Annotated in this window: 19 protein-coding genes; 11 read left to right on the forward strand and 8 right to left on the reverse strand. The window is 71.9% G+C overall.

Annotated elements, in window-relative coordinates; translation table 11 throughout:
* Positions 1 to 36 precede the first annotated feature (36 nt).
* Positions 37 to 780, forward strand: coding sequence for a FadR/GntR family transcriptional regulator (locus P8S73_RS05325; RefSeq protein ID WP_039102019.1), 744 nt, complete (start codon positions 37 to 39; stop codon positions 778 to 780).
* A 348-nt stretch (positions 781 to 1,128) separates the two neighbouring features.
* Here the strand turns inward: P8S73_RS05325 and P8S73_RS05330 are convergent, their stop codons facing one another.
* Complete coding sequence (locus P8S73_RS05330) at positions 1,129 to 1,875, reverse strand: response regulator transcription factor (RefSeq protein ID WP_039102018.1); 747 nt, start codon at positions 1,873 to 1,875, stop codon at positions 1,129 to 1,131.
* A 23-nt stretch (positions 1,876 to 1,898) separates the two neighbouring features.
* On the opposite strand from P8S73_RS05330, the gene P8S73_RS05335 reads away from it, so the two are divergent.
* Genes P8S73_RS05335 through P8S73_RS05345 form a run of 3 tightly spaced genes read left to right on the forward strand, consistent with a single transcriptional unit; the run spans position 1,899 to position 3,636 of the window.
* A complete protein-coding gene (locus tag P8S73_RS05335) occupies positions 1,899 to 2,105 on the forward strand; it encodes a hypothetical protein (protein WP_039102017.1) in 207 nt (68 codons plus the stop codon).
* Positions 2,102 to 3,301, forward strand: coding sequence for a sensor histidine kinase (locus P8S73_RS05340; RefSeq protein WP_235005127.1), 1,200 nt, complete (start codon positions 2,102 to 2,104; stop codon positions 3,299 to 3,301). Before P8S73_RS05335 ends, P8S73_RS05340 begins: the two co-directional genes overlap by 4 nt.
* Complete coding sequence (locus P8S73_RS05345) at positions 3,298 to 3,636, forward strand: MGMT family protein (protein WP_135010758.1); 339 nt, start codon at positions 3,298 to 3,300, stop codon at positions 3,634 to 3,636. Before P8S73_RS05340 ends, P8S73_RS05345 begins: the two co-directional genes overlap by 4 nt.
* Positions 3,637 to 3,685: 49 nt before the next feature.
* Here the strand turns inward: P8S73_RS05345 and P8S73_RS05350 are convergent, their stop codons facing one another.
* Together P8S73_RS05350 and purD are read right to left on the reverse strand one after the other, a co-directional pair.
* Positions 3,686 to 4,657 (reverse strand): phosphoribosylaminoimidazolesuccinocarboxamide synthase, encoded by a 972-nt coding sequence (locus P8S73_RS05350; RefSeq protein WP_039102014.1) that lies wholly within the window; start codon positions 4,655 to 4,657, stop codon positions 3,686 to 3,688.
* Positions 4,654 to 6,015 carry a phosphoribosylamine--glycine ligase gene (purD, locus tag P8S73_RS05355; RefSeq protein ID WP_208546988.1) on the reverse strand — a complete coding sequence of 454 codons (1,362 nt, stop codon included), beginning with the start codon at positions 6,013 to 6,015 and terminating at the stop codon, positions 4,654 to 4,656. Before purD ends, P8S73_RS05350 begins: the two co-directional genes overlap by 4 nt.
* Positions 6,016 to 6,085: 70 nt before the next feature.
* On the opposite strand from purD, the gene P8S73_RS05360 reads away from it, so the two are divergent.
* The 5 genes from P8S73_RS05360 to purM all read left to right on the forward strand — a co-directional run bounded on the left by P8S73_RS05360 (position 6,086) and on the right by purM (position 10,597).
* Positions 6,086 to 7,087, forward strand: coding sequence for an asparaginase (locus P8S73_RS05360; protein ID WP_039102012.1), 1,002 nt, complete (start codon positions 6,086 to 6,088; stop codon positions 7,085 to 7,087).
* A 13-nt stretch (positions 7,088 to 7,100) separates the two neighbouring features.
* The gene (locus P8S73_RS05365) at positions 7,101 to 7,460 is read left to right on the forward strand and encodes a sterol carrier family protein (protein ID WP_039102010.1); all 360 of its coding nucleotides are present in this window, start codon (positions 7,101 to 7,103) and stop codon (positions 7,458 to 7,460) included.
* A gap of 80 nt (positions 7,461 to 7,540) precedes the next feature.
* Positions 7,541 to 7,882 carry a DUF2273 domain-containing protein gene (locus P8S73_RS05370; protein WP_019310023.1) on the forward strand — a complete coding sequence of 114 codons (342 nt, stop codon included), beginning with the start codon at positions 7,541 to 7,543 and terminating at the stop codon, positions 7,880 to 7,882.
* A 13-nt stretch (positions 7,883 to 7,895) separates the two neighbouring features.
* Entirely contained in the window at positions 7,896 to 9,443 is a 1,548-nt protein-coding gene (purF, locus tag P8S73_RS05375; protein ID WP_121566328.1) for an amidophosphoribosyltransferase, read from the forward strand.
* Entirely contained in the window at positions 9,440 to 10,597 is a 1,158-nt protein-coding gene (gene purM, locus P8S73_RS05380; protein ID WP_121566327.1) for a phosphoribosylformylglycinamidine cyclo-ligase, read from the forward strand. Before purF ends, purM begins: the two co-directional genes overlap by 4 nt.
* A gap of 93 nt (positions 10,598 to 10,690) precedes the next feature.
* Here the strand turns inward: purM and P8S73_RS05385 are convergent, their stop codons facing one another.
* From P8S73_RS05385 to P8S73_RS05405, 5 genes are all read right to left on the reverse strand, one after another.
* On the reverse strand, positions 10,691 to 10,891 hold the full coding sequence (locus P8S73_RS05385; protein ID WP_019310020.1) for a DUF3073 domain-containing protein: 201 nt from the start codon (positions 10,889 to 10,891) through the stop codon (positions 10,691 to 10,693).
* Between the two features lie 377 nt (positions 10,892 to 11,268).
* Entirely contained in the window at positions 11,269 to 13,932 is a 2,664-nt protein-coding gene (gene clpB / locus P8S73_RS05390) for an ATP-dependent chaperone ClpB (RefSeq protein ID WP_191872552.1), read from the reverse strand.
* A 99-nt stretch (positions 13,933 to 14,031) separates the two neighbouring features.
* On the reverse strand, positions 14,032 to 14,634 hold the full coding sequence (locus tag P8S73_RS05395; protein WP_121566325.1) for a DNA-3-methyladenine glycosylase I: 603 nt from the start codon (positions 14,632 to 14,634) through the stop codon (positions 14,032 to 14,034).
* Positions 14,631 to 15,341 (reverse strand): GNAT family N-acetyltransferase, encoded by a 711-nt coding sequence (locus tag P8S73_RS05400; RefSeq protein ID WP_121566324.1) that lies wholly within the window; start codon positions 15,339 to 15,341, stop codon positions 14,631 to 14,633. The genes P8S73_RS05395 and P8S73_RS05400 overlap by 4 nt, the downstream gene beginning before the upstream one ends.
* Positions 15,338 to 16,030, reverse strand: coding sequence for a hypothetical protein (locus tag P8S73_RS05405; RefSeq protein ID WP_121566323.1), 693 nt, complete (start codon positions 16,028 to 16,030; stop codon positions 15,338 to 15,340). Before P8S73_RS05405 ends, P8S73_RS05400 begins: the two co-directional genes overlap by 4 nt.
* Positions 16,031 to 16,083: 53 nt before the next feature.
* On the opposite strand from P8S73_RS05405, the gene P8S73_RS05410 reads away from it, so the two are divergent.
* Together P8S73_RS05410 and P8S73_RS05415 are read left to right on the forward strand one after the other, a co-directional pair.
* Complete coding sequence (locus P8S73_RS05410) at positions 16,084 to 16,758, forward strand: HAD family phosphatase (RefSeq protein ID WP_121566322.1); 675 nt, start codon at positions 16,084 to 16,086, stop codon at positions 16,756 to 16,758.
* A 226-nt stretch (positions 16,759 to 16,984) separates the two neighbouring features.
* Entirely contained in the window at positions 16,985 to 17,635 is a 651-nt protein-coding gene (locus tag P8S73_RS05415) for an HAD family phosphatase (protein ID WP_059281727.1), read from the forward strand.
* Positions 17,636 to 17,787: the final 152 nt, after the last annotated feature.

The following is a 17,787-nucleotide window of genomic DNA, read 5'->3' on the forward strand; positions in this document are numbered from 1 at the left end:
GGCGGGCCATCGCACGTCAGGATCCGGGGAGGAACCATGAGCACTGCACCCGCCTACACGGTGGTGCTGGACTGGCTCGAGCAGCAGCTGCGCTCGGGAGGTCTGCGCGTGGGCGACAAGCTGCCCGCCGAGCGCGCCCTGGCCGAGGACTTCGGCATCTCGCGGGCGTCGGTGCGGGAGGCCGTGCGAATCCTCGCGGCCATGGGGCTGGTGCGCACCGCCACCGGATCGGGTCCGCAGTCCGGCGCCACTGTCATCTCGGATCCCTCGGCGGCCCTGGGCTGGGCGCTGCGGATGCACATCGCCACCCGCTCCCTGCCGGTGGCAGACGTGGTGAGCACCCGCATCCTGCTGGAGACGCAGTCGAGCCTGGACGCGGCGTCGTCGGAGACCGGGGAACGGGACCGCGTGCTTGCGGAGGCCGAGCAGATGCTGGACCGCATGGAGGACCCGGAGGTGGGGGACGAGGAGTTCCATGCCCTGGACGCCCAGTTCCACCTGCAACTCGCCTCGCTGGGCGGCAACGTGGTGCTCGAGACGATCATGGCGTCACTGCGGGAGGCCACGATCGGCTACGTCCAGGAGACCGTGGCGGCCACCTCCGACTGGCCGAGCATTCGAGCGCGTTTGCAGGAGCAGCACCGGGAGATCCACCGGGCCACGCGAGCCCGGGACGGGGAGCGTGCTGCACGGCTGCTGCGCGAGCACATCATGTGGTTCTACGGCCACGCGCCGGATGCGGGCCGAGCCACGGAGCAGCCAGCGGGCCACGGTCGCTGAACCGGAGGGAGCAGGGCACAGAAGAACCCCGACGCCCCCTGGTCGGAGGACGCCGGGGCCAGGCTCGTGTCTGCCCTGGACCGCTGACGCAGCGGGGATCCTCGGAGCTGCACGTGAGGTGATCCAGGCCTCACGGAACTCGTTCGGTCACACAGGGGACACGGGGACCCCCGCTGCGAACCCAGCGGCCCGCTCCGTCGGGGATGCGAACGCCGTACAACCGTCCGCCCCTCCGGAGCGCGTGGACATCTCATCCGATGTCCACGAACCACTCTGCCGTACGAGGACCCCGAACCACCATGGCCATTCGGCCAGACTTGTGAACCGAAACTGGGCAGGGACTGTGAGTCAGCGCGGCCCCGGGGTGGAGTCCGCGTCCAGCTCGGGGTGCACGAGACCCCACTGGATGCCGGAGATCAGCACCTGCACCCGGTCCCGCACGGCGAGCTTCTCGCACAGGTGGGACACGTAGGACTTCACGCTGCCGTGGGACACGGTCATCCGCTCCGCGATCTCCGCGTTGTTGAGACCCTTGGCGATCCACTCCAGCGTCTCCTGCTCGCGCGGGGTGAGCTTGGGCGCCCCGGGGTGCGGGCCCGGCGGCGGGGACATGGCCGCCTGGGTCAGGGCCCCACGGCCGCGTCCCCGCCGCACGGAGGGCACGGGGACGTCGCCCAGCACGTTGTTGGCCAGGGAGTTCGCCACGGACGGGGACAGGGCCAGCTCGTCGTCGCGGATGAGGGTCACGGCCGAGACGATGTCGTCGTGCCGGGCGTCCTTGACCAGGTAGCCGGAAGCGCCCGCGCGCAGCGCCGGAACCACGTACTCGAGGGTGGAGAACGTGGTCAGTGCCAGCACCCGGGTGTCCGGGCACTGCGCCACGATCTGGCGTGTGGCCTCGATCCCGTCCATCCCGGGCATGCGGATGTCCATGAGCACCACGTCGGGGGACAGCCGCAGACTCTCCGCGACCGCCTCGGCGCCCTCGGAGGCTTCCCCCACGACCTCGAACCCCGGCTCGGCGCGGAAGAGGTTCGCGAGGGCGTCCCGCATGAGCGGATGGTCGTCCACCAGAAGAAGCCTGCACAAATCCATGAAACGATCATAAACTTGCGCACATGACTCAGCATTCGCAGGATCTCGACGCCGCGGCCTCACCTGCCCGCCGCACCTCTCCTCTCCGCGCGGCCGCTGCCGCCGCCCTCGTGTTCTCCATGCTCTTCGCCTCCGCCGGCCCCGCCCTGGCGGTCTCCTCCGGTGACTCGGTGCGCGGACCGGGCCACGCGCTCTGCCGCTTCTTCCCCATTTACTGCAACCCCCGGTGAGTTCCGCCCCCGCCGTGACGGACGGGGTTCACACCGTACGGACCGGGGGGCTGCCCAGCTGGCTGCGCATCGCCCTGGTGCTGTTCGCCGCCGTGGCGGCCTTCGACGACCTCCACCTCCTGGAGTGGTCGGCGTTGCCTCCCACGACGGCCGCCCTGATCTCGGCGTGGATCGTCCTGAGCTACGGCGCGGTTGCGCTGCTCGCGTGGTCCGCCGCGGCGAGCGCCCTGGCCATCGTCCCCTCCTACGCCCTGTGCCTGGTGCTGGACGAGTACTCCGTGGCCCTGCTGTGCGGCTGCGTGGTGATGGTCGGCGCCGTGGCCATGCTCGGCCGCGCAGCGCTGGTCGCCCACCTTGTCGTGAACGCTGCCTGGGTGGCGGTCACGGCCTGGGTGCTGGAGAGCACGGACTTCTTCTGGGCGCTGGGCATCCCCCTGGGCATCGCCGCGCTGATCGGCGTGGCCGTGCGCTTCTTCCTGGGGCAGTACCGGCTCAACGCCCGCCGGCTCGCCGTCATGGAGGCCACGCACCAGCGCCTGCGCGAGCAGGAGCGGCTGGCCCTGGCGCGCGACCTGCACGACGTGGTGGCCCACGAGCTCACCCTGGTGACCATGCAGGCGGCAGGCTCCCAGCGGCAGACGGACCCCGCCGAGCTGCACCGCACCATCGACACCATGGACGCCGCGGCCCGCTCCGGGCTGACCGAGCTGCGGACGCTGCTGCACATCCTGCGGGACTCCCCCGGCGCGGATGACGCCGGGGAGGCCACCGAGGAGCGGGGCAGCGCCTCGGGCCTGACCACCGGTTCCCTGCACGGCGTGGTCCGGACCCTCGAGTCGAGCCTGAACCAGGCGGGACTGGTGCCGGAGTTCGAGGTGGGAGAGGGCGTGGACGATATCCCCACATCCATCCGCGGCACCGCGGCCCGGGTGCTGCAGGAGGCATCCACCAACATGATCAAGTACGCGCCCGCGGGGTCACCCTGCCTGGTGCGGCTGGGCGTGCAGGACTCTGCCGTGTGCATCCACACCGAGAACCGGGTGTCCCAGGGTGCCGTGGACCCGCAGCGCCACGAACTGGCCTCCGGCTTCGGTCTGCGGGGCATCCGGGAACGCGTGGCCCTGCTGAACGGCCAGGTGGACTACGGCCCGCAGAACCACGTGTGGCACCTGGACGTGCGGATCCCCGCCGCGTGAGCGGACCAGGCGCGGAGCAGACCCGCCGCGGTGAGGCTGCGGTCGAGGCGGTGCGCAGCGTCGTGCTGGGCATCCCGTCCGGGACCGTGCTCAGCTACGGGGACGTGGCCGAGCTGGCGCAGCTCGGAAGCCCCCGGCTGGCGGCGCGCATCATGAGCCTGGGCCAGGCCGGCGAGGACGTGCCGTGGTGGCGCGTGGTGCGGGCCGACGGCACTCTGCCGGACCGGCTGCAGATCGCCGCGCGGGAGCACTACGAGAGCGAGGGAACGGCCCTCAGAACCACCTGCGCGCACTGGGTGCAGGTGGACATGGCCCGCGGCCGCTGGAACGGCTGACGCCGAGGCCCGAGAGACCGACGCCGCTCTCCCTGCCTGCGCGCGGGGCTCAGGCGTCGGCGGGGCCCGTCACCTCGAAGAAGCCGCCGCGGGGGTCGAACGCCCGACCCGTGAGCCGTTCGTAGGCCTCCACGTAGCGTTCGCGCGTCTTGGCCACCACGTCCTCGGGCAGCGCGGGGACCGGCCCGTGGCCGTCCCAGCCGGAGGCGTCCGAACGCAGCCAGTCACGCATGTACTGCTTGTCGAAGGACGGCTGGGAGCGGCCCGGCTTGTAGGTCTCCATGTCCCAGAACCGCGAGGAGTCCGGGGTCAGCACCTCGTCCCCCAGGGTGATGGCCCCGCGGTAGGAGTCCAGGCCGAACTCCACCTTGGTGTCCGCCACGATGATTCCCCGTTCACGGGCGATCCGCTCGGCACGCGTGTAGATCTTCAGGGAGAGCTCCCTCAGCCGGTCCGCCACGGAGTTGCCCACCACGTTGGCCATCTCCCGGTAGGTGATGGGCTCGTCGTGCTCACCCAGCTCGGCCTTGCCCGTGGGCGTGAAAATGGGCTGCTCCAGGCGGTCGCCGTCCTGCAGCCCCTCCGGCAGCTCGATCCCGCACACCGCGCCCGTGGCCCGGTAGTCCTTGAGCCCGGAGCCGGTGAGGTAGCCGCGCACGATGTTCTCCACGGGGAACATCGAGAGGTTCTTGCACACCACGGCGCGCCCGCGCACGGACTCGTGGACGTCCGTGGAGAGGATGTGGTTGGGGATCCCGTCCAGCTGCTGGAACCACCACAGGGACAGCTGCGTGAGGATCGTGCCCTTGTCGGGGATCTCGGTGGGCAACACCTGGTCGAACGCGGAGATCCGGTCGCTCGCGACCACCAGCACGGCGCCCGCGCGGTACTCGGCGTCGTCGTGGATGGCTGCCCCCGTGGCCGCCAGGCGGGACTCGTCCGGGACGTACAGCTCCCGGACCTTGCCCGAGTAGACGTGCTTCCAGCCGGGGATCTCGCGGGGTGTGCCGTGCTCGCTCATGCCTGCTCCTCTGCCGCGTCCGCCGCGGGCCGTCCGTCCACCGCTGGTGCGTGCTCCGCCCCGGGGGACGACGCCGCCGGGGTCACCGGGGTCTCGATCCGCCCCTCGGACGCCGCGAGCGCGATGTCCGTGCGGTAGTGCGATCCGTCCAGGGTGATGTGCTCCATCCCACGATAACCGCGCTCCCGCGCCTGCCGCAGGTCCGCACCGCGGGACACCACGGCGAGCACCCGGCCACCGGCGGAGACCAGCTCACCGGCCTCGTTGCGATCCGTGCCGGCGTGGACCACCCAGGTGTCCGCTTCATGGGCGGCGTCCTCCAGTCCGGTGATCACGTCCCCCTTGCGCGGGGCACCGGGGTAGTTGTGCGCGGCGAGCACGATCGTCACGGACGCCCCGGGCGCCCACTCGAGGGCCCGGTCCTCGTCGAGGCGTCCCCGGGCGGCGTCGAGCAGCAGCTGACCCAGCGGCGTCTGCAGCACGGCCAGGACGGACTGGGTCTCGGGGTCCCCGAAGCGCGCGTTGAACTCGATGACCCGTGTGCCCCGGGAGGTCACGGCCAGACCGCAGTAGAGCACGCCCGTGAACGGGGTGCCGCGGCGTCGCAGCTCGTCCACCACGGGGCGGGCCACGCGGTCCACGACCTCCTGGGTGAACCCCTCGGGCAGCCAGTCCAGCGGCGTGTAGGCGCCCATGCCGCCGGTGTTGGGGCCCTGGTCCCCGTCCCGCACGCGCTTGAAGTCCTGCGCGGGCTGCAGGGGCACCACGTGGGTGCCGTCGCTGAGCACGAAGAGCGAGACCTCGGGGCCGTCCAGGAACTCCTCCACGAGCACCGATCCGCCGGCGTCCAGGCACTCCCGGGCGTGCGCCTCGGCGCGGTCCCGGTCCTCCGTGACCACCACGCCCTTGCCCGCGGCCAGCCCGTCGTCCTTGACCACGTAGGGCGCGCCGAACTCCTCGAACGCCTCGCGCACCCGGGCGAGGTCCGAGGTGGCGACGGCGCGCGCGGTCGGGACACCGGCGGCGGCCATGACCTCCTTGGCGAACGCCTTGGAGCCCTCGATGCGGGCGGCCTCGCGGGACGGGCCGAAGACCGGGATCCCCGCCTCGGTGAGGGCGTCCGCGGCACCGGCCACGAGCGGCGCTTCCGGACCGACCACCACGAGGTCCGCGGCCAGGTCCCGCGCGAGCGCCACCACGGCCTCAGGGTCCTGGGCGTTGAGGGGGTGCACGGGGACGTCCTGGGCGATCCCGGCGTTGCCGGGGGCAGCGTGGACCTCGCTGACGTGCGGGTCCCGCAGCAGGGACATGATCATCGCGTGCTCGCGGCCGCCTGGGCCCACCACCAAAACCTTCACGCGCTCAGCGTATCGGCAGGGGCCCTGACGAGGGCAACGGGGGTGCGCGCCCCGCTGTCATACTGGGGCCATGCAGACTTTCAGCTCGGACCAGGCCGTCGAACTCGCGGTGGTGCAGCGCAGCGGATACGTGGAGTCCCGCCACAGCGGTTCCGCCGTGGTGCTCGCCCCGGACGGGTCCGTGGCGTTCTCCGTGGGCGCCCCGGAGGAGACGATCTTCCCCCGCTCCACGCTCAAGCCGTTCCAGGCCATCGCCTCCATGAAGGCCGGGGCGGCGCTGCGGGGCGAGCAGGTGGCGATCGCGGCGGCGTCGCACACCGGCACGTTCGACCACCTGGATGCCGTGAGCTCGATCCTGAAGGCCGCGGACCTGGGCCCCGAGGCCCTGCAGTGCCCGCCGGACTGGCCCGAGGACGAGGACACCCGCGCGTGGCTGATCCGCACCGAGCGCGGCAAGAACCGGATGTGCATGAACTGCTCCGGAAAGCACGCGGCCTTCCTGCTCGCGTGCGTGACCAACGGCTGGCCCACGGACTCCTACCTGGACCCGGCCCACCCGCTGCAGCAGCTCGTGGTGGAGACCATCGAGGAGTTCTCCGGCGAGACGGTGGCGCACCTGGGGGCGGACGGCTGCGGAGCGCCGCTCACGGCCATCTCCCTGACCGGTCTGGCGCGCATGTACTCCACGCTGGGCCGCGCCGCGCGCAACATCCAGGCGGACGCCCGCGCCGCCACCGTGGCCACCTCCATGCTCGACTACCCCGAGTACGTCCAGGGCCCGGGCCGCTCCAACACCGTGGTCATGGAGGAGCTGGACGTGATCACCAAGCTGGGCGCCGAGGGCGTGCTGGGCCTCGGCACCCGCTCCGGGTGGTCCGTGGCCATCAAGATGCTCGACGGCTCCTCCCGCGCCAACTCCCTGGTGGGCCTCAACCTGCTCGTCCACGCGGGCGCCATCTCCCGGGCCGACGCCGACCGCGTCCTCGCGCGCGTCACGCACCCCGTCACCGCGGCCGGGCAGCCGGTGGGCGCCATCGAGCTCGCCCAGCCGCTGCTCGACCTCATGGCCTGAGGACAGCCCTGGCATGCGACGCAGGATCGACCCCGCGGACGGCTCCCTCGCGCTCGCGCGCTGGCGCCGGGACCCCGAGAACGCGAACCGGCGCACCACCGCCACCGCGGTGCGCTACTGCCTCGAGGAGCTCGGCTCCCGGGCCGAGGGCAACTCCGTGGAGGTGCGTGTGCCGCCCTTCGGCGTGACCCAGTGCGTCCCCGGGCCACGGCACACCCGCGGCACCCCTCCCAACGTGGTGGAGACGGACGCGGCCACCTGGCTGGCCCTCGCCACGGGCGCCGAGACCTGGGCGCACGCGGTCGCGGAGGGGACCGTGGCGGCGTCGGGAACCCGCACGGACCTCAGTGCGTGGCTGCCGCTGTTCGGGTGACACCAACTCCCAGCGGATCGCCAGCCCGCCCTCAGCGGGCTCGGCGCGCGGTCCCCGGAACGCGCGATAGCCTGGAGACCATGAGTTCCGCGAGCCCCGAAACCCCCGACCGACAGCCGCAGTCCGTGTCCCGGACGCAGGAAGTGACGGTGCGCCGCGCCCCCAACCTCCTGGCGTTCGTGGCCACCGGCGCCGCGGTCGGCGCCCTCGTGGGGCTCCTCGTGGGGGCGCTCGGCCCCGGCTCGATCGCCTATACCCGCGCGGCAATCATCGGCTTTTTCCTCATGATGTTCCTGATCCTGGGTGCCACCCTGGGTGCCGTGGTGGGCCTGCTGCTGGACCGGGTCTCGTTGAAGCGCTCACGGAACGCGTCCGCCGAGGTCGAGGACGTTCACGAAGGCGGGCACCGCACGCACTCGTGAGACACTGTCTCTCGTGGTTCGAGCTGACGGAAAACTCTCCCATGACCTTCTTCCCGGTGAGAAAGGCCCCCAGGACGCGTGCGGCGTGTTCGGCGTGTGGGCTCCCGGCGAGGACGTCGCCAAGCTGACCTACTACGGTCTCTACGCCCTGCAGCACCGCGGGCAGGAGTCCGCGGGCATCGCCACCTCGGACGGCGAGCGGATCTCGGTCTACAAGGACATGGGGCTCGTGTCCCAGGTCTTCGACGAGACCACCCTCAACACCCTCAAGGGGCACCTGGCCGTGGGCCACGCCCGGTACTCCACCACGGGCGCCTCCCACTGGGCCAATGCGCAGCCCACCCTGGGGGCCACGCCGCACGGCACCCTGGCGCTCGCGCACAACGGCAACCTGACGAACTCCGCGGAGCTCTACGACCTGCTGCTGGACAAGTCCGGGTTCCCCTCCCGGGGTGAGATGGCGCGCGGCAACACCACGGACACCGCCCTGATCACAGCCCTGCTGGCCGAGCACCCCCTCAACTCGCTCGAGGAAGCAGCCATGAAGCTGCTCCCCCAGCTCGTGGGCTCGTTCTGCCTCACGTTCATGGACGAGAGCACGCTCTACGCCGCCCGCGATCCGCTGGGCGTGCGTCCGCTCGTGCTGGGCCGCCTCGAACGCGGCTGGGTGGTGGCCTCCGAGACCGCCGCGCTGGACATCGTGGGCGCCTCCCTGGTGCGCGAGGTCGAGCCCGGCGAGTTCATCGCGATCGACGAGAACGGGCTGCGCTCGAGCCGTTTCGCGGAGCCCACGCCCGCCGGGTGCGTCTTCGAGTACGTGTACCTCGCGCGCCCGGACACCACCATCAACGGCCGCTCGGTGTACGAGTCCCGCGTGGAGATGGGGCGCCGGCTCGCGCAGGAGCACGCGGTGGACGCTGACCTCGTGATGCCCACCCCGGAGTCCGGCACCCCGGCCGCGATCGGCTACGCGGAGGCCGCCGGGATCCCCTTCGGCCACGGCCTGGTGAAAAACTCCTACGTGGGGCGCACGTTCATCGAGCCCTCGGACACCATCCGCCAGCTCGGCATCCGGCTCAAGCTCAACCCCCTGCGCTCGATCGTGGCGGGCAAGCGCCTGGTGGTCGTGGACGACTCGATCGTGCGCGGCAACACCCAGCGCGCCCTGGTGCGGATGCTGCGGGAGGCCGGAGCCGCGGAGATCCACGTGCGGATCTCCTCTCCGCCCATCAAGTGGCCGTGCTTCTACGGCATCGACTTCGCCTCCCCGGCCGAGCTGATCGCCAACGGCCTCACCGTGGAGGACGTCCGCGCCTCCCTGGGAGCGGACTCCCTGGGCTACATCTCCGAGGACGCCATGATCGAGGCCACCGCGCAGTCCCGCGGCAACCTGTGCACGGCGTGCTTCTCCGGCGAGTACCCCACGGCGCTGCCCAAGGCGGACCGCCTGGGCAAGGCCGTCCTCGAGGCTACCGGTGCCCACGCGGCGCCCTCCGCGGACCTAGTGGAGCCCCTCACCGACCGACCCGACGACGCCGCCACCCAGGAGACCCGCGCATGAGCCAGCAGCCCCACGAGCCCCAGTCCGTCACGTACGCGAGTGCCGGCGTGGACGTGGACGCCGGGGACCGTGCCGTCGAGCTCATGAAGGCCGCGGTGAAGGCCACCCACACGCCCGGCGTGGTGGGCGGCGTGGGCGGGTTCGCGGGTCTCTTCGACGTCTCGGAGCTCACCGCCTACCGCAAGCCGTACCTGGCCACGTCCACGGACGGAGTGGGCACCAAGGTGGCCATCGCCCAGTCCCTGGACATCCACGACACCATCGGGTGGGACCTCGTGGGCATGGTCGTGGACGACATCGTGGTGGTGGGCGCCAGGCCCCTGTTCATGACCGACTACATCGCCACCGGCAAGGTGGTCCCCGAGCGCATCGCCGGCATCGTGCGGGGCATCGCCGCCGCCTGCGAGGCCGCCGGCACCGCGCTGGTCGGCGGGGAGACCGCGGAGCACCCCGGCCTTCTCGGAGTGGACGAGTACGACGTCGCCGGGGCCGCCACCGGCGTGGTCGAGGCCGACGAGCTGCTCGGCCCGCAGCGCGTGAAGGACGGGGACGTCATCATCGGCATGGCCTCCTCCGGCCTGCACTCCAACGGCTACTCCCTGGTGCGCCGGGTCATCAACGTGGCCGGCTGGCAGCTGGACCGGCAGGTCAGCGAGCTGGGCCGCTCCCTGGGCGAGGAGCTGCTGGAGCCCACCCGCGTCTACGCCGCCGACGTCCTGGACCTCGCCCGAACCTTCCCCGTCAACGGGGAGGAGGGTGCCACGGGCCACGGCGTGCGCGGCTTCTCCCACGTGACCGGCGGAGGCCTGGCGGCCAACCTCGCCCGCGTGCTCCCCGCGGACCTGCAGGCCACCGTGGACCGTTCCACGTGGTCCCTGCCGCCGGTCTTCCGCCTGGTGGCGGAGCTGGGCAACGTGCCGCAGCCGGACCTGGAGCGCACCCTGAACCTCGGGGTGGGCATGGTCGCGATCGTGGACCCGGCAGTGGCCGACGCCGCCGTGGCCCACCTCAACGAGCGCGGTCTCCCCTCGTGGGTCATGGGCCGCGTGGGCCCCGTGGACCCGGACGCCGCCCGGCACGGCACCGACTGGGTGCAGGGCGCCAAGGGCGTGGCCGGTGGCGGCGTGCTGATGACCGGCGACTACGCCGACTGACCGACGGTACGCAACGAACCGCCCACACGGCAGTGTGGGCGGTTCGTTGCTGTGCTGAAGTCGAGCGGCGCGCTCACCGCGCCGGACGCCGGGTCAGTCGTAGTCGGAGTACTTCTCCACGTAGGTCGAGTAGTCGTCCTCGTCCTCGGGTCGTTCCTCGTGGTCCACGGCTCGGGAGGACGGTGTCGTGCCTCGCAGCTCGCGCTGCAGGGCCGAGTAGTCGGTCTGCGGGCTGAAGTACTTGATCTCCCGCGCCTGTCGTGTCGCCTTCGCCTTTTGACGGCCGCGCCCCATGGCGTGACCCCCTCTGCGTCTCGTGTCCGGTGGGCGGTGCCGTGTTGAGCACACAGTACGGCCCCGGAGTGTCTTGTCAGTTTTTCGTGAGTCCAGGGTACATGTTTTGAACGCTTCTCGCGTACCGGCCACCTGTGCGTTCACCCCCGGCCGGTCCGGGGCGGCTCAGGGGCGTGCCGCCGCCGTGGACGGGCCCGGATTCGACCCCGCTTCGGCCCATCCCCGGGCTGCCACAGGGGGCCGGAGAACGGGCGCCGGGCGGTTCCCCCGCTGCGTCGCACGGCGGCCCTGGGTGGGCCGGGAGGAGGGCGCCGGCGCGGAGGGATTCCTCACCGGCGCCCCGTGCCCGGCAACCGGTCACCGGGTGGGCGCAACGGTCACTCGTCCACGATCTCCGCATCCACGATGTCGTCGTCCCCCATGTCCCGGGAGGCCGCTGAGCCGCCCCGTTCGGTCGTGACCGTGAGGCCGTCCTCGGCGACGTCCGGGTCCACGTCCACCACCACGGTGTCGCCGTCCAGGATGGCCCCGGACAGCAGGCCCTTGGCCAGGCGGTCGCCGATCTCGCGCTGCACGAGCCGGCGCAGCGGGCGGGCGCCGTAGGCGGGGTCGTAGCCGGTCATGCCCAGCCACTCGCTCGCCGCGGGCGTGACCACCAGGGCCAGGCGGCGCTGCGCGAGACGCGTGGCCAGCTGGGCCACCTGGATGTCCACGATCTTCGCGAGGTCCTCGGTGCTCAGCGGCTCGAACATGATGATGTCGTCCAGCCGGTTGAGGAATTCCGGCTTGAAGGACGCGTTCACCACGCCCATCACGGCGTCGTTCTTGGCCTTGTCCTCCAGGGTGGGGTCCACCAGGAACTGGCTGCCCATGTTGGAGGTGAGGATCAGGATCACGTTGCGGAAGTCCACGGTGCGGCCCTGGCCGTCGGTCAGGCGGCCGTCGTCCAGCACCTGCAGCAGGATGTCGAAGACCTCGGGGTGGGCCTTCTCCACCTCGTCCAGCAGCACCACGGAGTACGGGCGGCGCCGCACGGCCTCGGTGAGCTGACCACCCTCGTCGTAGCCCACGTATCCGGGAGGGGCACCGACCAGCCGGGAGACGGAGTGCTTCTCCGAGTACTCGGACATGTCGATGCGGATCAGGGCGCGCTCGTCGTCGAACTGGAACTCCGCCAGGGACTTGGCCAGCTCGGTCTTGCCCACGCCCGTGGGACCCAGGAACATGAACGAGCCGATGGGCCGGTCCGGGTCGGAGATGCCTGCCCGGGAGCGGCGCACCGCGTCCGCCACGGCGGTCACGGCCTTGCGCTGCCCGATCAGCCGCTTGCCCAGGACGTCCTCCATGTGCAGCAGCTTCTCGGACTCGCCCTGCAGCATCTTGCCCGCGGGAATGCCCGTCCACGCGGAGATTACCTCGGCGATGTCGTCCGCGGTGACCTCCTCGGACACCATGGTGTCCTCGCTCAGTCCGCTCGCGTCCTCCTGGGCCTGGGCGGCGTCGAGCTCCTTCTGAGCGGCGGGGATCTCGCCGTAGAGCAGGCGGGAGGCCTCGCCGAGGTCGCCGTTGCGCTGGGCGCGCTCGGCCTGCGAGCGCAGGTCGTCGATCCGGGCCTTGAGTTCGCCCACCTGGTTCAGACCGGCCTTCTCCGACTCCCAGCGGGCGTTCAGCGCGTCCAGCTCGGCCTGCTTGTCCGCCTTGTCCTGGCGCAGGGCGGCCAGGCGCTCCACGGAGGCGGGGTCGCTCTCGCCGTCCAGCGCGAGCTCCTCCATGGTGAGGCGGTCCACAGCGCGGCGCAGCTCGTCGATCTCCTCCGGGGCGGAGTCGATCTCCATGCGCAGCCGGGACGCGGCCTCGTCGATCAGGTCGATGGCCTTGTCCGGCAGCTGGCGGCTGGGGATGTACCGGGTGGACAGCTGGGCCGCGGCCACCAGCGCGGAGTCCGCGATCTGCACCTTGTGGTGCGCCTCGTAGCGCTCCTTGAGCCCGCGCAGGATGGCCACGGTGTCCTCCACCGAGGGCTCCCCCACGTAGACCTGCTGGAAGCGGCGCTCCAGGGCGGCGTCCTTCTCGATGTTCTCGCGGTACTCGTCCAGCGTGGTGGCACCGATCAGGCGCAGCTCACCGCGGGCCAGCATGGGCTTGAGCATGTTGCCGGCGTCCATGGAGCCCTCGGACGCGCCCGCACCGACCACGGTGTGGATCTCGTCGATGAACGTGACGATCTGCCCCTCGGATTTCTTGATCTCGTCCAGGACGGCCTTGAGCCGCTCCTCGAACTCACCGCGGTACTTGGCACCCGCCACCATGGACCCGAGGTCCAGGGAGATCAGGGTCTTCCCGCGCAGGGACTCGGGGACGTCCCCGGCCACCATGCGCTGCGCGAGACCCTCGACCACGGCGGTCTTGCCCACGCCGGGCTCACCGATCAGCACGGGGTTGTTCTTGGTGCGGCGTGAGAGCACCTGCACCACGCGGCGGATCTCCGAGTCACGGCCGATCACGGGGTCCAGCTTGCCGTCCCGGGCGATCGCGGTGAGGTCCGTGCCGTACTTCTCGAGCGACTGGAAGGTGCCCTCGGGATCCGGGCTGGTCACCCGGCGGTCTCCGCGCACCTGAGGAATGGCCTCCGCGAGCGCCTCGGCCGTGACTCCGGCGCTCGAGAGGGCCTCCGCGGTCTTCTCCTGGCCGGCCGCGAGTCCGTAGAGGATGTGCTCCGTGGAGACGTACTCGTCCTGCAGCTCGCGCGCGTAGTTCTCCGCGGCCTGCAGCGCCTGCAGGGCACCGCGGCCCAGCTGCGGCTGGGCGGTGGAAGCCCCGGAGGCACTCGGCAACGCCTTGATGAGCGAGCTGGCCTTGAGGGACACGGAGTCGGCGTTCGCTCCCGTGGCCTGCAGGACGGCGACGGCCACACCGTCACGCTGGTCCATCAGGGCCTTGAGCAGGTGGGCGGGTTCAATGGTGGGGTTGCCCGCCGTGGCGGCGTTCGTGGCCGCGGCGTTCAGGGCCTCTTGAGACTTGGTGGTGAACTTGGTGTCCACGGCATCTCCTTTGCTTGACTAAAGGTTTGTCACTTGCCTTGAGTCTACCCCGCTCAACCTCAGAAGGGAAGAGTTTTCCACAGGTTGTTCCTTGGTCGGCTATCCCGCCCAGACCCCGGAGGACCCCCTGCGGTGGCTGCCCAGCAGGTGCGTGTCCACCATGCCGATCGCCTCCATGAGTGCGTACGCGGTGGTGGGCCCCACGAACGCGAACCACCGCCGCTTCAGCTCCCTAGACAGCGCAGTGCTCTCCTCCGAGGTGGTGGGCACCTCCGCGAAGCGCACCGGTTCGGGCGTGCGCCCTGGCTGGTACGACCACACGAGCGCCACGAGTCCCTCGTGCTCCCGCAGCGCCACGGTCGCACAGGCGTTGGTCACGGCCGCGCGGATCTTGCGCTCGTTGCGGATGATCCGGGCGTCCCCCATGAGCCGTGCCACGTCCGCCTCGGTCATCGCGGCCACGGCATCCGGGTCGAAGCCGTGGAACACCTCGCGGAACGCGGGCCGCTTGGCGAGCACCGTGCGCCACGAGAGCCCGGCCTGGAACCCCTCCAGCACGATCCGCTCGTACAGCCCGGCCTCGTCCCGCACCGGCATGCCCCACTCGGTGTCGTAGTACTCGCGCAGCAGCGGGTCGGTCGCGGCCCACACCGGCCGGGCGAGGCCGTCCTCGCCGGTCACCAGGTCCGGGTTCCCGTTCACGAGATGCCCCAGCTGTCCCGCGACCCGACGACGACGCCGCCCAGCCCGTCGCTCCCGCACCGACGTCCCGCGTCCCGGCCCAGGGGTTCTGCGTCTGCAGCCGTGCGCCCCGCGGGCCCGTGGTCTCCGGGAGCCCCGGGGCCCGACGACGTGCGGCCCGTTGCAGGGGCGATGGCGTCGGCCGGGGCAGTGATCTCGAAGAGCGCGCACTCGGCGTCGTAGTAGGCGCGGCTGAGTCCGAGCGACCGCATGCCCAGCCGCCGACAGACCGCCTGTGAAGCCTGGTTGCCGGGGTGGGTCACGGCGACCACGCGTGTGACTCCCGCTGAGAAGGCGTGCTCCAGCACGCCCCGCGCTGCCTCGGTGGCGTACCCGTGACCCCACGCCCGGGGGTGGAGGTGCCACCCGATCTCGATGTCGTGGGCGGTGTCCGCGCCCGAGTCCGGAATGGGCTTGAGCAGCAGGGTCCCCAGGGGCTCACCCTCGTGGGTGCTCACGAGCCACACGCCGTGCACGGGGTGGCTGCCGTGCAGCTCGTTCCAGCGCTCGATCTTCTCCCCCGCCGCGGCCAGGGTCCGCACCCGCTGGGTGCCGTCTCCGAGCCACCGCTGCACCTCCGCACGGGAGTAGAGGTCCAGGACGAAGGGGGCGTCCGCGGCGTCGTAGCCCCGCAGGGTCAGCCGCTCGGTGCGCAGCGCGGCGGTCACGGCTGCTCCCCCGACGACGCCGCCCGGTCCGCCCGCGCCTCGTCCCCGGTCCCGCTCGCGGGGCCCCGCGGCGTGGTGCGCGCACGGGAAGCGGCAACGGCCCCGGAATCATGTGTCGTGGCAGGGCCTGGGGCGTCCTGCTCCTGGTCGCGCTCGAGCCGGTCCAGGCGCTCGTCCTCCGTGAGCGGCTCGCCCCGCAGTCTGCGCGCCGTGACCCGCAGCTCCGTGACCGCCAGCAGCACCAGGGCCACCGCCGTGGCCACCGAGAGCACCCCGAGGATGTTCACGAACCCGTATCCCAGTTCGAGGTACTCGTCCCCCGCCACGTGGGTGAACACGGAGCGCATGCCCTCCGGCGTGGAGTCCGGGAGGAAGAAGCCGAGGCCCCACGTGATGACCCAGGAGGCCACGGCCGTGGCGATCGTCCGCCCGGTGACCGCGTGCGAGGGGTAGTTCAGGCTGTCCCGGCGGAACAGGGCGGCCGCGACCACGTGCAGCACCAGGATGGGAAGGGCGAGCGCCACCGCGTACACGGGGGTGAGGGCGCCCAGCAGCCCCACGATCCCACGCCCGAAGCCCACCCAGAGTGCCAGCAGCACGGCCATGACCACCATGACCACGGGGAAGCCGCGCGAGAACGCGGACCCCGGCCTGGACGGGACGGCGGACGGGCGATCCGGGGAGCTCATGGACCCATCGTAGGACGGTGGGGATGTCGGCACCGGCGCGTAGCGTGGAGAGCATGACCACCACAGACTTCCCCCGCGCAGTGCTCTTCGATCACGACGGAACCCTGGTGGACACCGAGCCCCTGTGGGAGCTGGGCAAGCAGCGCCTGGTGGCCGCCCACGGCGGGCAGTGGACGGAGCAGGACACGCAGGACACCCTGGGCCGACCGCTGGCCGCCACGGTGCAGCGCCTCGCCGAGCTCGGGGTGCCCGGCACCCCGGAGCAGGTCTTCCGGGATCTCTTCGGTGTCCTGGCGGAGGTCTTGGAGCAGAACCCGCCCACGTTCATCCCCGGCATCCGGCCGCTGCTGGACGAGCTGGACTGCGCGGGCATCCCCGCCGCGATCGTCACCAACGCCACGTCCGAGGTGGCGCGCTACACCGCGGGACTCGCGCCGGACAACCTGTTCCGGGTGATCATCGGGGACGAGGAGGTGGCGCAGGGCGTGAAGGCCAAGCCGGATCCGGATGCCTATCTCGAGGCCGCCCGGCGTCTCGGCGTGAACCCCGAGGACTGCGTGGTGCTCGAGGACTCCCCCTCGGGAGCCGCCGCGGGAGTGGCCGCCGGCATCACCACGGTGGTGGTGCCCGGTGTGCAGCAGGTTCCGGAGGGGCCGGGCGTGGTGCACGTCCGCGAGCACGCACACGTGACCTTTGAGTTCCTGCGCTCTCTGCGCCCTCGCCCCTGACGCCCCGGGCCCCGCGCACCATGGCCCGGGGCCCCGCCTCTGGTGGCCTGGGTACCCGCGCCCCGCCGCCACTAGACTGGCCGCGTTCCAGCACGCCGGACCGCACCGGCACAGTGCGGCTCCGCCCGGCCGAGCTGAGCCCCCGCGGGCACCGCACGACCCGCGAGCCGCACCCGCTGCTCCGCCGCAGAACGCCATTCCCGCAGCACCGCACCGAAAGGCAGCCATGACGTACCCCCAGGCCGTTCTCTTCGACCACGACGGCACCCTGGTGGACACCGAGCCCCAGTGGGCCCAGGCCAAGCGGGCCGTGGCCGAGCACTACGGCCAGAGCTGGAGCGTGACGGACGACCACGCCACACTCGGCGGCACCGTGCAGGACGCCGCGCGCACGTTCGTGGACCGGGGCGCCCCCGACTCCGTGGAGGAGATCACCGAGCGGCTCGCCCAGCACGTGCTCGAGAGCATGGGCGACGAGATCCCCTTCCTGCCCGGCGTCCGCGCCCTGCTGGTCGAGCTGCGGGACGCGGGGATCCCCGCCGCGATCGTCACCAATGCGCTCACCGTGATCGCCCGTCACACCGCCGAGGGTGCCCCGGAGGTGCTCACGCGGATCGTCTCCCACGACGACGTCACCCACGCGAAGCCGGACCCCGAGCCGTACCTGCGCGGCGCGGAGCTGCTCGGGGTGGAGCCGCGCAACTGCGTGGCCGTGGAGGACTCGGAACCGGGCGTCCGCGCCGCGGTGGCCGCGGGCATGACCGTGGTGGTGGTCCCGGGCGACAAGCCCGTCCCGGACGGCCCGCACCGCGTGTTCGTGGACTCCCACGAGGACGTCACGCTCGAGTTCCTTCGCTCGCTCACGCCGCCGGCCTGACCCGCACGCGCCCGACCGGCGCCAGAGCTCACCGGGCGCACGCGCGCCATGCGCCGCCAGGGCGACGACGGCGCGGGACGCCACGCACGCCCCCCGTCACGTCAGGGAGACAACCGTGCGTTCCGCCCCGGAAGCACGGACCCCGGCAGCAG

The organism is Kocuria sp. ChxB (genome assembly GCF_044359605.1).
Classification (GTDB): domain Bacteria; phylum Actinomycetota; class Actinomycetes; order Actinomycetales; family Micrococcaceae; genus Kocuria; species Kocuria rhizophila.